This window comes from Clostridium sp. (genome assembly GCF_036643715.1).
Classification (GTDB): domain Bacteria; phylum Bacillota; class Clostridia; order Clostridiales; family Clostridiaceae; genus Clostridium.
The window spans coordinates 1-14,501 of record NZ_JAVXRL010000015.1; the positions used below are offsets into that span (position 1 = coordinate 1).

Here is a 14,501-nt window from a genome sequence, read left to right on the forward strand (position 1 = left end):
AAAAATGACCGTTTAAACTCAGTTAATAAAAGTCGAAATTTAGGATGAGAAAATAACTCAAAAAAATACAAAAAAATATTACTTTATTAAATAAAAATGTAAAAAACATAAATTAGTATAAAATATTGGAATTAAATAGTTAGTGATTAAAATATGCTAAATAGGTAAAGAATAAAATATAATAATGGTAAAAGTAACTTGTAATAAGTTTATCTATACTATATAATAATATTAAGATTTAGATGGAGGTAAGGCGAATAACTATGAGTAATAAAATAAATTCTGATTATATAAATGAGCTTGCCGAAGAAATGTCTAAAAATAGTATGATTTCGTATGATGATCTTCCAAGGTATGATTTGTTTCTATCACAGGTTATCGACTATTTGAATGATAAATTTGCTGATGACAAATACACAAATAACATAGTTCAAAATTACATAAAGAGTGAAGTTATAACAAAACCTGAAGATGGTAAGAAAAGAGGTTATACAAAACTTCATTTAGTACAATTAGTACTACTTAGCTATATGAGACCAATTCTTACAACTGATGAGATTAAAAAGGTATTTAGCTTAGCTTTTAATGAAATTAATGATAGAACAGATGACATTATATCATGGGAACATGCATACAAGATGTTTGCGGAGATGCAAAAGGATAGTTTAGAGACATTTTTATCAACTTCTGCGGATAATGAAGAAAAGTTAGACGATATAGTTAATAAATTGAACTTAGAAGGCGACGAAGAAGAAAGAATTAGAATATTCTTATTAGTAGTATCTTTGATAGCTCAGGCTAGCGTAATTAAAAAATTAGTACAGAAGATAGTAAAAGAATATCACAAGGAATAGATTGAAAAATGATGCTAATATTAGTGTCATTTTTTTTATTGCATATATTTAAATTAAAGGAGGGGATTATGATGGAGAGTTTTGTTCAAGTGATAGGCAATGTAGGATTTCCTATAGCTATTTCATTATATCTTTTAATGAGAATAGAGGGGAAACTTGAAGTACTATCAAATAGCATAAATAATTTATCTAATGTAATGAGCAAATTTGATAAATAGGTTATAATTAAAACATAAGATAAATTATGTGAGGGATAGTATGAAAAAAGAAGTTATTAAAGAGTCTGTAAGAGGTCTCGTGGAATTTGTACTTAAAACAGGTAGTATAGATAGTAGGTTTTCCACTTCAAAGAGAGCTGTTGAAGGTATAAGAGCTCATCAAAAACTTCAAAAGAGTAATGAAGAAATGTTTACCAAGTATGAAAAGGAAGTCTATTTAAGTGAAGAAATTGAACTTAAAGACTTCCTTTTAAAAATAGATGGAAGAGCTGACGGAATAATATATGAAGACACAGATGTCATTATTGAAGAAATAAAATCTACATATAGACCATTGTTAGAAATAGATGATAAAAATGAATTGCACTGGGCTCAAGCAAAAGTATATGCGTATATATTTGGGTTTCAAAATAATAAGGATAAATTAAGCATTCAGCTTAGTTACTATCAATTAGAAAGTAATGAAGTTAAGAGCTTTAGACGAGAGTACTCTTTTGAGGAATTAAAAGAGTTTGTTTATGATGTTATTAGTATATATGAGAAATATGTCGTTATTACTGTAGATCATAAGGAGAAGAGGAATTTATCAATAAAGGAGCTAGAGTTTCCGTTCCCTAAATATAGAGAAGGTCAGCTTAAATTTGCAAGAGCTGTTTACGGAACGCTAAGAGATGGAAAAATATTATTTGCAGAGGCACCAACAGGTATTGGTAAGACTGTATCAACTTTATTTCCTTCAATAAAAGCAGTTGGAGAAGGGATTAAAGAAAAGATATTTTATTTAACTGCAAAAACTGTTAATAGCGTAGTTGCAGAAAATACTTTCAACATACTTAGAGATAGAGGGTTAGTATTTAGAACATTAACATTAACTGCAAAACAAAAGATATGTTTAAATGATAAAGTTAGCTGCAATCCTGATGAGTGTATATATGCTAAGGATTATTATGATAAGAGTAAAGAAGTTGTATTTGATTTATTAAAAGAAGATAAAAATATAAATAGAGAGATGATAATAGAGAAAGCAGAGAAGGAAAAAATTTGTCCATTTGAATTATCTTTAGATATGATAAATTGGTGTGATGGAATAATATGCGATTATAATTATATATTTGATAAAAGAGTAGGTCTTAAAAGAGTTGTTGAAGATATGGGTGAAGACATAGCATTATTAATTGATGAGGGACATAATTTAGTTGATCGTGGAAGAGGTATGTACTCAGCAAGTTTAAGCAAGTCTAAATTTTTAGAACTTAGAAGGGAACTTAAAGGAAAGGTTCCTAATTTATATAAAGTAGTTAATAGCATAAACTCTTATTTTGTTAATATTAGAAGAGAGTGTGAAGCTAGAGAATGTGATAATTATTATGAAAAGGAAGCACCTAAAGAGTTATATAAGCACCTTAGAAGATTTGTAGCTGAGAGTGAGGAACTTTTAATTAAACTTAAAAATGAAGGTTATTATGAACTGCTATTAGATATATACTTTGATATAAATAAGTTTTTAGGTATAAGTGAATATTATGGTGATGAGTATGTAACTTATATTGATACTTATAAGGATGAAGTCAATATAACATTATTTTGTATAGATCCATCAGACAAAATAAAAAGTATTACAGATAAAGTTAAAGGAACAATAATATTTTCTGCGACTATATCACCTATAGATTATTATATGGAACTTTTAGGTGGGGATGAAAATTCTTATAGGTTAAGGTTAGAGACGCCATTTGATAAAGATAAACTTTTAAAAGAAGTATATCCAGCTAATACTAGGTTTAGGTCTAGAAGAAGCACTATAAAAGATATAGAGAGTAAAATAAGAAATTTTGTAACTAATAAGATAGGTAATTATTTAATATTCTTTCCATCATATGAGTATTTAGAATTATTTATAGATAATTTAGATGGTGAACTTGATGGATATGAATTAATTATTCAAAATAAAGAAATGTCTGAAGAAGATAGAGAGAATTTCATAAATAAATTTAGAGAAAATAGAAATGTAGTTGGAGTTTGTGTCCTTGGAGGTGTATTCTCAGAGGGTATAGATTTGCCAGGGGATATGTTAATAGGTACAGCTATAGTTGGTGTTGGGTATCCTAAAATTTCAATAGAAAGAGAAATTATAAAAGATTACTTTGAAGAAAAGGGATATGATTACTCATATATTTATCCTGGTATAAATAAAGTTCTTCAAGCAGCGGGAAGAGTAATAAGAACAGAAGAGGATGAAGGTAGAGTATTATTTATAGATGATAGATATTTATCAGGAAAGTATAAAGTCCTTATGGATAGTTTAAAATAATAATAAAAAATAAGATGATACTAAAAGTATCATCTTATTTTTTTATTCATTTATTGATAATGTATAACTACAAGTGAAAGTATCTGAAACGTTTAATGATTGGATACCAGCCTTATCTTTGAATTCTCCAGTGAAATCATCAAAATCAGCATGTCCATACCAAGGTTCAATACAAACAAATGGTGCACCAGTAGCCATTGACCATAATCCCATGTAAGGGAATCCAGTAAAGTCCATAGTTAATGATTTGTTATGGTTTTTTGATTTTAAGGATATCTTATTTGATTTTAAATTATTGAAAACTAAAGCATCGCTAGCAAAAACCTCTTTACTTATTGGTATTATGTTTGAATCAACTAAGTAAGGTTTTTCTTCATGTACGAAGTAGCCTTCAGAAGTTAGCATCATTACAGGGCTAGTTTCAATTTCATTAAATTCAAAGTAGTAATCATTCATAGTCTCATCTTTTTCTATAGGACACATGAATGCTGGATGTGCTCCGATTGAGAAGTAAATTGTTTTATCATCTAAATTCTTAACTAAATAAGTAACTTTTACACCGTTATCAACTAAAGTGTAGTTTATTTTAAGAGAAAACTTATATGGATATACTTTTAAAGTTTCATCAGAATATTTTAATTCAAAAGTTATTGAATCATCCTTTTGATCAATCATATTAAATTCTGAAACTCTAGCAAGTCCATGTTGAGGTAATTTGTAAGTTTCACCACAAGCTCTATATTCTCCATTTTTAACTTTACCTACTGTTGGGAATAATATTGGAGCGTGATATTTCCAATAGTTAGAATTACCATTCCATAAATATTCAGTGTTTGTCTTTTCAGAAGTTAAATTATGAAGCTCACCACCGTAAGTGCTAGCTGTTATTTTAATAGTTGGATTTTTAAGTGTATATATCAAATTAAACACTCCCTTTCAAATAAATTTAAAAAAACTAATAAAAAATATCTAATATGTAAAAATTAAATTTAACATATTAGAATTTATATAATAAATTATACTATAGTTAAAAACGTTATTAAATACATAATTTGGTCATTGGATAAGTAAATATAATAGACCATAATAAATATTTTTTGCTACAATGGTAAATAAATGATATTATACAATGGAACTTTTAAAATAATTATAATAGGTGGATATAATATGAGTAGAAAGAATAAAGGAAATAACAAGTCGGCATTGGATATCATCTTGTATTTAGTTATAAAGGTAAAACGAGACGATATTTTTGCACTAGCATCCCAACTTGCATATTATTTGATATTATCTTTTTTCCCTTTTTTAATATTTCTTATAACTCTAATAGGCTTTAGTAAGTTTAATTCAGCTGAAGTATTAGATGGATTACAAAGTATACTACCAACTGCAGTTTATGAATTAACTAGCAGTACAATACAAGAAGTTGTTACTACGCAACATACTGGTGTGCTTGGAGTTTCAGGTATATTAACAATATGGGCAGCTTCCTCTGCATTTAGAGCAGTAATAAAAGGTGTTAATAAAGCTTATGATGTTGAAGAAAATAGGTCTTTTGTAAATAGAGTTATTATAGGTATGATTGGTGTAATTGCATTAGCATTAACTATAATATCTACTTTAGCTATGTTAGTATTTGGTGATCTTATAGGAAATTATTTAAATCAAGTATTGCCTTTTGAGCATCTAATAACATTTGTTTGGAATATACTTAGATATGTAATAATTATAGCGATGATGATAGTTGTTTTTGCTATGATATACAAAGTAGCTCCAGCTAAAAAAATAAAATTTTTAAATGTACTACCAGGAGCCATAATAACAACATTAGTATGGTTAGTAGTATCATTAGGCTTTTCTTACTATATAAATAATTTTAGTCATTATTCTCGAATATATGGAAGTCTTTGGGCAGTGTTTGCTCTTATGATATGGCTATTTATAACTTCAATGGTATTTATATTTGGAGTTGAGGTAAATTCCATTTTAGAAAAGAAAAAACTAATGTGATGATATTAATACCATCACATTAGTTTTTTCTTTTATTTTATTTAGAATAACCATTTGGATGATTTTTGTGCCAGTTCCAAGCAGTTTCTATAATTGTTTCAACTGAATTAAATTGTGGTTTCCAGTTAAGTTCTGTCATAGCTTTTTCACTTGAAGCTATTAAAACGGCTGGATCACCAGATCTACGAGGAGCAAGCTCTGCAGGTATTTCGTGACCTGTAACTTTTCTTGCTATATCAACCATTTCTTTTACTGAGAAACCTGTACCATTACCTAAATTATAAACTCTACTTTCTCCACCACTCATTAATCTCTTAAGAGCAAGTGAATGAGCAGCAGCCAAATCAGTTACATGTATATAATCTCTTATACAACTTCCATCTTTAGTGTTGTAATCATCTCCAAAGATCATAATTTTATCACGTTTACCTAAAGCTACATCAAGTATAAGTGGGATTAAGTGTGTTTCTGGAGAGTGGTCTTCACCAATCTTACCATTTATGTGAGCTCCTGCTGCATTAAAATATCTAAGGTTAGTATATTTAATACCATAAGCTGAATCACACCAACTAAGAATTTTTTCAACTAATAACTTTGATTCTCCATAAGCGTTTGTTGGGATAGTTTTACTATCTTCTAATATCGGAATAAATTCAGGTTCTCCATAAGTTGCAGCTGTTGAAGAGAATACTATGTATTTTACATTATGTTCTTTCATAGCTTCTAAAAGACTAATTGTACCGCAAACATTATTATTAAAGTACATTAATGGTTCAGTCATACTTTCCCCAACTAATGAATATGCAGCAAAATCTATAACTGCTTCTATATTATTTTCTGTAAATACTTTATTTAATATGTCTTTATCTCTTAAGTCACCTATATATAATTTTCCACCTAGTAAAGCATCTTTATGACCTTTTTCTAAATTATCTAATATTACTACATCTTGACCGTTTTCTAATAAATCAGCTACCATGTGGCTACCTATATAACCAGCACCACCGCAGACTAAAATTGACATGTGCATCACCCCTATTAATAAATATAAAAATATTATACCATAACATGAATATTTTATATGAATAAGGAAATAATTGTATATATAAATATTCAGGAGGTATTAAGATGAATAAAATAGTATTAGTAGGAAAATTAATTAGGGACCCTGAACTTAGATATTTAGAGTTTAATGATAAGGTTAATAGTAAATTTATAGTTGCTGTAGAAAGAAGTTTTAAAGCTGCTGATGGAACTAGGAAGTCAGATTTAATTCCTGTAACAGTATGGGGAAAGAGAGCAGAAGTTATATGTAAATATTTAAAAAAGGGTGATTACATAAGTTTAAGCGGACGACTTAGAACAGGAAGTTATGAAGATGAAGATGGAAATAAGAAATATATTGCAGAAGTTGTTGCAGAAGATTTTAAATTTATAAATAATAGAAGAAATACAGAACATAAAGCTATAGAGTAAATACAAAAAAATAAAATTATTGTAATTATAAGGGTTAATGTGATATAATTAACACATGGGTAGTGATAACGTATTCACGTTTTCAATTATGGTTATTTAGGGATACGAGAAAAGAGAGCTGAGAAGCTCTTTTTTATTTTTATATTTGAGTAATTTTAATTTGGGTATATTTAAAATACAGCAAATTATATTGCTCTATTTTTATGTAAAAAAATACAAAATAAGGGCAAAGTGTGTAATTATAATAGAGAATTAAGCACAACTTAATAAAAAAATTAATTTATATAATTTATAAACATTCTTTTTTTATAAAAAAAACTAATAAACGACAAAAAAATATGCTTTAAAAATACTAAAACATGGAATAAATCTGTTAAACATAAGAATTTTCTTCGGAATACTACGAAAGATGTCAGTAAAAAAAATATAACTCGAACACCCTTTGACATATTTCACATTAGAACTATGATATATTTTATTACATAGAGAGGTAATGTTACTTCTTGAGGGGGGAGAGATTAATATGATTAAGGAAAAATTTGTTTTTTCTAGAGTGACAAATGGTATCGAAAGAAAATATCAGTACAAGCTTACAAAAACATTAATTGGTCAAAATGAAATTTTTGGAATTGAAGTGGAAAGAGTAGACTACAAAGGTGAATTAGTTATTGATTCATACAAAGATTCAGTTGAATATGTTTCACCTGTAGAAGAAAAGGTAAAAGGATTATTAAAGATGCTTTACGATAATCAAGTTTCACCAATTCACTTAATTGACATAATAGGCGATTATGTTGATAAGTTTGTTAGCGATTTTAACAACATCGATTTTCAATCTATGCAAATTGTTTAGATTAATTTAAAAACAAACATCCTTAAATTATAGTAAAATATATAATAAGAGAGGATGAGCAAAATGATATTTGGTATAGGTACAGATATAATTGAAATTGAAAGAGTTAAAAAAGCAGTTGAAAGAAATCCAAAATTTTTAGAGAAAATGTTTACTGAAAGAGAAATAGAATTTTTAAAAAGTAGAAATTTGAAAAGTGAAACAGTAGCGGGATCTTTTAGTGCAAAGGAAGCTATAAGTAAAGCACTCGGAACAGGTATTAGAGGTTTTGCCTTTAGTGATATTGAAGTTTTAAGAGATTCTCTTGGTAAACCTGAAGTTATACTTAGCGATAAAATAACTAAACTAATGAATAAAAATTTAAAAGTTAAAGTTAGTATATCTCATAATAATGATAGTGCCATAGCATTTGCTGTAATTGAGGAGGAATAATTGTGGAAATTCTAAGTAATGAAGGGTGTAAGTATTTAGATGATTATACAATTCAAAATATAGGGATTCCATCAATAGTTCTAATGGAAAACGCAGCTAATAAAATAACGGAGTCTATTAAAAATATGGGAAATAGTATAGTTGTTTTTTGTGGAACAGGTAATAATGGAGGCGATGGATTAGCTATTGCAAGGAAATTAAATTTATATGGAAAAGAAGTTCAAATAATAATAGTTGGAAATGTGAATAAGGCAAGTTGTGATTTTAAAACAAACTTAAATATAGTAAAGAATTTGAATATTAATATTACTGAAGTTAGTAACATAAGTAATGTTAATTGTTTAAAGAATAGTATTTTAAGTGCTGATTATGTAGTTGATGCATTATTTGGAGTAGGATTAAATAGAGATATAACTGGTATATTTAAAGAAGTAATAAATTTAATAAATACATATTCGAATAAAACTATATCCATTGATATACCATCAGGGTTAGATGGAAACAGTGGAAAAAGTTTTGGAGTATCTATAAAGGCAGACATAACATATACAATAGAAGTATTAAAAAAAGGATTCTTTATAAATGATGGAATCGATATGATTGGAAAAGTAGAAATAGTAAATATTGATGTTCCAAGTTTCCTAAAGGTAAGAATGAGTGAAATGACTTACTTATTATCAAGGGAAGAGTATAAAGGGTTTATAAAAGTAAGAAACAAGAATGGACATAAAGGTAATTACGGTAAAGTATTAGTTATTGCAGGGAGTGAAAAATATACAGGAGCAGCTTTTATTTCAACTGAAAGTTGTGTTAGGACAGGCAGTGGACTAGTTACTTTATTAACTCATAAAACTGTAGCTGATTCATTAAGAGGAAGGCTTACAGAAAGTATGATTATAGAATATAAAGATGCAAAAGATATAATTGATTTTAATGGCTATGATATTATTGCATGTGGACCAGGACTTAGCACTTCATATAATAGTAAGGAATTACTTAATAGAGTTATTAATGAGACTAAATGTAATTTGGTTTTAGATGCAGATGCGCTAAATATAATAAGTGAAGATAGAAGTTTACTTGAAGGAATAAGCGGTAGGGCAGTTCTTACTCCCCACCTAGGAGAAATGGCTAGGCTTACTAATAAAACAATTAAAGAAGTTTCAGAAGATAGAATAGATTTATCTAAAAAGTTTGCGAATGATCATAATATAATACTTCTTTTAAAGGGGTACAACACAGTAATAACAGATGGAAAAGAAGTTTTTATAAATCCAACTGGAAACAGTAAGATGGCTTCAGGGGGAATGGGAGATTGCTTAACAGGAATAATAACATCCTTCTGTGGACAGAAGTTGACTCTTTTAGAAGGAGCATTACTTGGAGCATATATTCATGGATTAATAGGTGATGAGCTTTCAAGGAGTAGATATATAGTAAATGCAAGAGATATAATAGAGAACTTACCTAAAACAATACAAGAATTATGTGAAAAAGAGAATAATTAACCACCTAGTTTAATATTACTATTAAGGAGTAATAAAACTATGGAGGGGTTATGAAGTTATTAAATAGAGTCAAAGAGCTAAATAAAGAAAAAAATGATAAAAAAGATAAAAAAGGAATAAAATATAAATTACTAATTACGTTTATTATGACAATACCTTTTATATCAATAATATTAGTTATCATGTTTAGAAGTATTTTGTCACCAACTAATGAAGATGTTTTAGAAAAATTAAAAAATAAGGATAACTACGAATCTATTGTAGAATACACAATAAAGAATGATAAGGGTGAATACACTGAAAAGACTAAGGTTTTGTTCTGTAATGATCATGGAATAAGAATTGACTTTGGAGAAGAACTTACCAAAATTTACAAAGATGATATAATAATAATGAATTATAATAAGAAAAATAAAGTGTATGAAGTAAAAAGGAATTTAGATAATTTCTACACTCTGTCCATAATGAGTGAACTTCTAAAAAACCCTATTATAGGGGTTGAAGAGGGACAAGATGAGTGGGGAGATTTGAAATATTTAAAAGTAGATATTGATCTAATTTCTAACAATGATCATTTAGATAAAGCAACTTTATATGTAAATAAGTCAAAAAAAGAACCAATGTTAATAAAAATTTACGATAATAAAGGTGAAGAAAGAGTTAAAATGGATTATAGAGAGTTTTCTGAATTGAAAAAATGTGATGAAGAAAAATTCTTACCTAACCAAGGAAAACAATAATATATTAAAAAAGACTCTTTAAGAAAAATTGGGTTTCGATAATAATTATAAAAAATACATATTGCTTAATAAACTTAGTAAGTTAAGCATTGAAAAGATTAGAAAATAATAAACATTAGGATGCGGCATGGTATATGTGCAAAGCTAAATACTTAAAAGTTTATAAAAATAAAAATAAAGCCAACGAGCATTAACATTGAAAGGTAATGTGAGTTCATCTTAAAGAAGTAAATAGAGTACCGTACATAAGTTATGGAATAAGTTATATAAAGATGTGACTAACATTCATAATGCTAAATCAATAAGTAGTTAATTTTAAGGACAAGATATTTTTTGAATTAACTTAAAAATAATAATACTATTAATTATAAAACCACAAAAAATGATAAAAAATTGAAGAATATTTATAATTTAGAAACAAATTTGACAAATCCTTTGACATAATGACACAATTTTATATATAATTTAAATATACATAAACTCTTTGTAAAACTAGGAGGAATTATTATGTCATATTTAAAGGATTTGGAAAAAATGTATTTAGAAAAAAATAATTGTAAATATAATGATGATAATTTAATAGTATATATAGATAAACAAATTAGTAATGAGACAGAGAAGCAGATGAAAGAAGGCTATAAAGAAATGGCATTTCTTAATTTGCAGTTAGCTTCGATGACGGAACATGAACTAATTGATGTTAATGATTATGAGATATGGCTTCGCGGAGAGTGATAATTCTTATGACTACAATGGTTGTAAAAAGAGGAGATATATTTTATGCTGATTTAAGCCCTGTTATAGGATCAGAGCAAGGCGGAATCAGACCAGTAATAATCGTACAAAATGATATAGGTAACAGATATAGTCCTACTGTTATTGTAGCGGCTATAACATCACAAATAAATAAAGCTAAATTACCAACTCATGTAGAAATCTCATCAGAAGAATATGGTTTAAATAGAGATTCAGTTGTTCTTTTAGAACAAGTTAGAACTCTAGATAAAAAAAGATTAAAAGAAAAAATAGGACATATGACAGATGAAGATATGAGAAAAGTGAACAGAGCTTTATTAATAAGTTTAAATTTAATTTAAATATAAGCTACGCAAATGATTACATTGGCGTAGCTTTTATTATTGTATAACATTCATTATATAGTGAATAAATGTCGAAAAATGCATGTAAAGGATACCTAAAAGGAAGTAGCATACGCTAATGCTTTTAATGTGCAATACTATTGAGTTTTGGCCTATAAATAGTGTATACAAACATCCAAAAATATGATAAAATAAAACCTGTGAAAAGCGGAAAACTAAATCTATAAGGTTAAATTAAATGCTGGGAGGATATAAAATGAAAAAGAATAAAGAAGAGCTAATTGATATAGCTAAAATTATTAGAAAAGACATAGTAACAATGCTTACAGAATCAGCGTCAGGTCATCCAGGTGGATCATTATCTGCAACTGATATCGTAACAACACTATTCTTTAATGAGATGAACATAGACCCAAAAAATCCTAAAATGGAAAATAGAGATAGATTTGTTCTATCAAAGGGTCATGCAGCACCAGTTTTATATAGTGCTTTAGCAAGAAGAGGATTTTTCGATCCTAAAGAATTATTAACTTTAAGAAAATTTGGATCAAACTTACAAGGTCACCCAAATATGAATGACCTACCAGGAATCGACATGTCAACAGGATCATTAGGTCAAGGTATTTCAGCAGCAGTTGGAATGGCACTTGCAGGAAAAGTTGATAAAAAAGATTACAGAGTATATTCAGTACTAGGTGATGGAGAATTAGAAGAAGGCCAAGTGTGGGAAGCTGCAATGTGTGGAGCTCACTACAAATTAGATAATTTAACTATATTTATAGATTTTAATGGACTACAAATTGATGGAGATATAACAAAAGTTATGAACCCTTCACCAATAGATAAGAAATTTGAAGCATTCGGATGGAATGTATTAGTTATAGATGGACATAATTATGACGAAATATTAGAAGCTATTGAAAAAGCTAAGAATCATAAGGGTCAACCAACAGCAATAGTTTGTAAGACTGTAAAAGGAAAAGGCGTTTCATTTATGGAAAATGACGCAAGCTGGCATGGTACTGCTCCAAGTAAGGAACAATGTGAAAAAGCAATAGCTGAAATTGGAGGAGAAAAGTAATATGAGTAATAAGATGGCTACAAGAGAAGCATACGGAAAAGCGTTAAAAGATTTAGCATCAATGAATGAAAACATAGTTGTTTTAGATGCTGACCTTTCAAAATCAACAAAAACTGCAGATTTTAAAGCAGTTGCACCAGAAAGATTCTTCAACATGGGAATTGCTGAAGGTAATATGATGGGAGTTGCAGCAGGTCTTTCAACTTGTGGAAAAATTCCTTTCGTAAGTACATTTGCAATGTTTGCAGCAGGTAGAGCATTTGAACAAATAAGAAACTCAATTTGCTACCCAAGATTAAATGTTAAAGTATGTGCTACACATGCTGGATTAACAGTTGGGGAAGATGGAGCATCTCACCAAGCAATCGAAGATATTTCATTAATGAGAAGTATTCCAAATATGACAGTAATAAATCCAGCAGATGGTGTTGAAACTGATGCGGTTATAAAAGCAATTGCACAATTAGATGGACCTTGCTACGTAAGACTTGGAAGACTTGCAGTTAACAATATAAATGATGCTGCAACTTACAAGTTCGAACTTGGAAAAGGTATTACTTTAAAAGAAGGAACTGATGTTACAATAGTTGCTACTGGAATAATGGTAGAATTAGCTTTAGAAGCAGCAGAAATGTTAGCTAAAGAAGGTATAAATGCTAGAGTAATAAACATCCATACAATTAAGCCAATTGATAGAGAAATATTAATAAATGCTGCAAAGGAAACTGGAGCTATTGTTACTGCAGAAGAACATAGTGTTATTGGTGGACTTGGATCAGCAGTTGCTGAAGTTGTTACTGAAGAATGTCCTGTACCAGTATTAAAAGTTGGAGTACAAGACACATTTGGAGAAAGCGGAAAGCCAAATGAATTATTAGTAGCTTATGGTTTAACAGCTAAGAATATTGCTGAAAAAGCTAAAAAAGCAGTTAATTGTAAAAAATAATAACAAAATTTGTTATAAATATGATATAACAGTATAGTAGGGATACTATACTGTTATTTTTTATGTATAGAAATATTAAGGGTTATAAAAGAAAAATAAAAGATTAAATAGGAGGGGTAAATGAAAGGGAAAATTAAAGAGTATGGAATAATTACTATTGGAATAATACTTGTTGCTATTGCTATTCAGTATTTTTATGTTCCAAATAGTATAACTGGTGGAGGCGTTACAGGAATAGCATTAGTAGTAAACAATTATATACCAGGTGCTAATCTTGGGATTCTAATGGCGATAATGAATGTATTCTTGTTTATAGTAGCGTTTATATTTATAGGAAGAAACTTTGGAGGGAAAACTATTTATGCAGCAATGGGGTTGTCATTTTTAAATTGGTTCTCAGAAGCTTTTATTAAACCAGTTGGAATTCCGAATAATCCAATGCTTGCAACAATTGCAGGAAGTATACTTCTAGGACTAGGTCTTGGAATTGTATTTACCCAAAATGCATCAACTGGAGGAACTGATATAATAGCAAAAATACTAAATAAATTTTTTCATATAGATATGGGAAAAGGAATGCAAATGGTTGATATTTTAGTTGTCATATTTAGTGGAATTACATTCGGAGTTGAAAAAGGAATATATGCTTGTATATGTGTACTTTTAAATGGAATCGTTATAGATAAAGTTATATCAGGTTTTAATACATGTCATCAAGTTATAATATTTACAGAAAAGGTAGATAAGTTAAAAAGATACATAATAGAAGATATAGATAGAGGGTGTACAATTTTCAAAGGCGAGGGTGGTTATACAAGTGATGAAAAGAGAGCAATTTATTGTGTTCTTGGAAGATCACAACTTATGAAAGTTAGAAAGTTCATAAAAGATAACGAACCAGAAGCCTTTGTTATTGTAAGTGATGCACATGATGTGCTTGGTAAAGGGTTTGGAGATATAGAATAGTATAAT

Annotated in this window: 16 protein-coding genes; 14 read left to right on the top strand and 2 right to left on the bottom strand. The window is 28.5% G+C overall.

Annotated elements, in window-relative coordinates:
* Window positions 1-263: 263 nt before the first annotated feature.
* The 3 genes from RSF37_RS06135 (at window position 264) to RSF37_RS06145 (ending at window position 3,383) form a co-directional block, all read left to right on the top strand.
* Window positions 264-854: a DUF1836 domain-containing protein gene (locus tag RSF37_RS06135; protein ID WP_332563523.1), complete on the top strand. Its 591-nt coding sequence runs from the start codon at window positions 264-266 to the stop codon at window positions 852-854.
* Between the two features lie 68 nt (window positions 855-922).
* On the top strand, window positions 923-1,072 hold the full coding sequence (locus RSF37_RS06140; RefSeq protein WP_438519086.1) for a YvrJ family protein: 150 nt from the start codon (window positions 923-925) through the stop codon (window positions 1,070-1,072).
* Between the two features lie 40 nt (window positions 1,073-1,112).
* The gene (locus tag RSF37_RS06145) at window positions 1,113-3,383 is read left to right on the top strand and encodes an ATP-dependent DNA helicase (protein WP_332563524.1); all 2,271 of its coding nucleotides are present in this window, start codon (window positions 1,113-1,115) and stop codon (window positions 3,381-3,383) included.
* 42 nt (window positions 3,384-3,425) lie between these two features.
* Here RSF37_RS06145 and RSF37_RS06150 read toward each other — a convergent pair whose 3' ends face one another.
* The gene (locus RSF37_RS06150) at window positions 3,426-4,304 is read right to left on the bottom strand and encodes an aldose 1-epimerase family protein (RefSeq protein ID WP_332563525.1); all 879 of its coding nucleotides are present in this window, start codon (window positions 4,302-4,304) and stop codon (window positions 3,426-3,428) included.
* Between the two features lie 246 nt (window positions 4,305-4,550).
* Here RSF37_RS06150 and RSF37_RS06155 point away from each other — a divergent pair, with 246 nt between their 5' ends.
* Entirely contained in the window at window positions 4,551-5,393 is an 843-nt protein-coding gene (locus tag RSF37_RS06155; RefSeq protein ID WP_332563526.1) for a YihY/virulence factor BrkB family protein, read from the top strand.
* 37 nt (window positions 5,394-5,430) lie between these two features.
* Here the strand turns inward: RSF37_RS06155 and galE are convergent, their stop codons facing one another.
* Entirely contained in the window at window positions 5,431-6,417 is a 987-nt protein-coding gene (galE, locus tag RSF37_RS06160) for a UDP-glucose 4-epimerase GalE (RefSeq protein WP_332563527.1), read from the bottom strand.
* A 104-nt stretch (window positions 6,418-6,521) separates the two neighbouring features.
* Here galE and RSF37_RS06165 point away from each other — a divergent pair, with 104 nt between their 5' ends.
* From RSF37_RS06165 to RSF37_RS06210, 10 genes are all read left to right on the top strand, one after another.
* Window positions 6,522-6,869 carry a single-stranded DNA-binding protein gene (locus RSF37_RS06165; protein WP_332563528.1) on the top strand — a complete coding sequence of 116 codons (348 nt, stop codon included), beginning with the start codon at window positions 6,522-6,524 and terminating at the stop codon, window positions 6,867-6,869.
* A 523-nt stretch (window positions 6,870-7,392) separates the two neighbouring features.
* On the top strand, window positions 7,393-7,722 hold the full coding sequence (locus RSF37_RS06170; protein WP_332563529.1) for a DUF6514 family protein: 330 nt from the start codon (window positions 7,393-7,395) through the stop codon (window positions 7,720-7,722).
* A 63-nt stretch (window positions 7,723-7,785) separates the two neighbouring features.
* Window positions 7,786-8,154, top strand: coding sequence for a holo-ACP synthase (gene acpS / locus RSF37_RS06175; protein ID WP_332563530.1), 369 nt, complete (start codon window positions 7,786-7,788; stop codon window positions 8,152-8,154).
* Window positions 8,155-8,156: 2 nt separating this feature from the next.
* Complete coding sequence (locus RSF37_RS06180) at window positions 8,157-9,662, top strand: NAD(P)H-hydrate dehydratase (RefSeq protein WP_332563531.1); 1,506 nt, start codon at window positions 8,157-8,159, stop codon at window positions 9,660-9,662.
* A 50-nt stretch (window positions 9,663-9,712) separates the two neighbouring features.
* The gene (locus RSF37_RS06185) at window positions 9,713-10,402 is read left to right on the top strand and encodes a germination lipoprotein GerS-related protein (RefSeq protein ID WP_332563532.1); all 690 of its coding nucleotides are present in this window, start codon (window positions 9,713-9,715) and stop codon (window positions 10,400-10,402) included.
* A gap of 507 nt (window positions 10,403-10,909) precedes the next feature.
* Window positions 10,910-11,137, top strand: a complete 228-nt coding sequence (locus RSF37_RS06190) for a hypothetical protein (protein ID WP_332563533.1) — start codon at window positions 10,910-10,912, stop codon at window positions 11,135-11,137.
* An 8-nt stretch (window positions 11,138-11,145) separates the two neighbouring features.
* Window positions 11,146-11,499 carry a type II toxin-antitoxin system PemK/MazF family toxin gene (locus RSF37_RS06195; protein WP_332563534.1) on the top strand — a complete coding sequence of 118 codons (354 nt, stop codon included), beginning with the start codon at window positions 11,146-11,148 and terminating at the stop codon, window positions 11,497-11,499.
* Between the two features lie 259 nt (window positions 11,500-11,758).
* Window positions 11,759-12,583, top strand: a complete 825-nt coding sequence (locus RSF37_RS06200; protein ID WP_332563535.1) for a transketolase — start codon at window positions 11,759-11,761, stop codon at window positions 12,581-12,583.
* A 1-nt stretch (window position 12,584) separates the two neighbouring features.
* Window positions 12,585-13,529 (top strand): transketolase family protein, encoded by a 945-nt coding sequence (locus tag RSF37_RS06205; protein WP_332563536.1) that lies wholly within the window; start codon window positions 12,585-12,587, stop codon window positions 13,527-13,529.
* A gap of 120 nt (window positions 13,530-13,649) precedes the next feature.
* Window positions 13,650-14,495: a YitT family protein gene (locus tag RSF37_RS06210; protein WP_332563537.1), complete on the top strand. Its 846-nt coding sequence runs from the start codon at window positions 13,650-13,652 to the stop codon at window positions 14,493-14,495.
* Window positions 14,496-14,501: the final 6 nt, after the last annotated feature.

Excerpts from the sequence above, each read along its gene's own strand:
- RSF37_RS06135 (WP_332563523.1), top strand. The coding sequence starts at position 264 with ATGAGTAATAAAATAAATTCTGATTATATAAATGAGCTTGCCGAAGAA.
- RSF37_RS06140 (WP_438519086.1), top strand. The coding sequence starts at position 923 with ATGATGGAGAGTTTTGTTCAAGTGATAGGCAATGTAGGATTTCCTATA.
- RSF37_RS06145 (WP_332563524.1), top strand. The coding sequence starts at position 1,113 with ATGAAAAAAGAAGTTATTAAAGAGTCTGTAAGAGGTCTCGTGGAATTT.
- RSF37_RS06155 (WP_332563526.1), top strand. The coding sequence starts at position 4,551 with ATGAGTAGAAAGAATAAAGGAAATAACAAGTCGGCATTGGATATCATC.
- galE (WP_332563527.1), bottom strand. The coding sequence starts at position 6,417 with ATGTCAATTTTAGTCTGCGGTGGTGCTGGTTATATAGGTAGCCACATG.
- RSF37_RS06165 (WP_332563528.1), top strand. The coding sequence starts at position 6,522 with ATGAATAAAATAGTATTAGTAGGAAAATTAATTAGGGACCCTGAACTT.
- RSF37_RS06170 (WP_332563529.1), top strand. The coding sequence starts at position 7,393 with ATGATTAAGGAAAAATTTGTTTTTTCTAGAGTGACAAATGGTATCGAA.
- acpS (WP_332563530.1), top strand. The coding sequence starts at position 7,786 with ATGATATTTGGTATAGGTACAGATATAATTGAAATTGAAAGAGTTAAA.
- RSF37_RS06185 (WP_332563532.1), top strand. The coding sequence starts at position 9,713 with ATGAAGTTATTAAATAGAGTCAAAGAGCTAAATAAAGAAAAAAATGAT.
- RSF37_RS06190 (WP_332563533.1), top strand. The coding sequence starts at position 10,910 with ATGTCATATTTAAAGGATTTGGAAAAAATGTATTTAGAAAAAAATAAT.
- RSF37_RS06195 (WP_332563534.1), top strand. The coding sequence starts at position 11,146 with ATGACTACAATGGTTGTAAAAAGAGGAGATATATTTTATGCTGATTTA.
- RSF37_RS06200 (WP_332563535.1), top strand. The coding sequence starts at position 11,759 with ATGAAAAAGAATAAAGAAGAGCTAATTGATATAGCTAAAATTATTAGA.
- RSF37_RS06205 (WP_332563536.1), top strand. The coding sequence starts at position 12,585 with ATGAGTAATAAGATGGCTACAAGAGAAGCATACGGAAAAGCGTTAAAA.
- RSF37_RS06210 (WP_332563537.1), top strand. The coding sequence starts at position 13,650 with ATGAAAGGGAAAATTAAAGAGTATGGAATAATTACTATTGGAATAATA.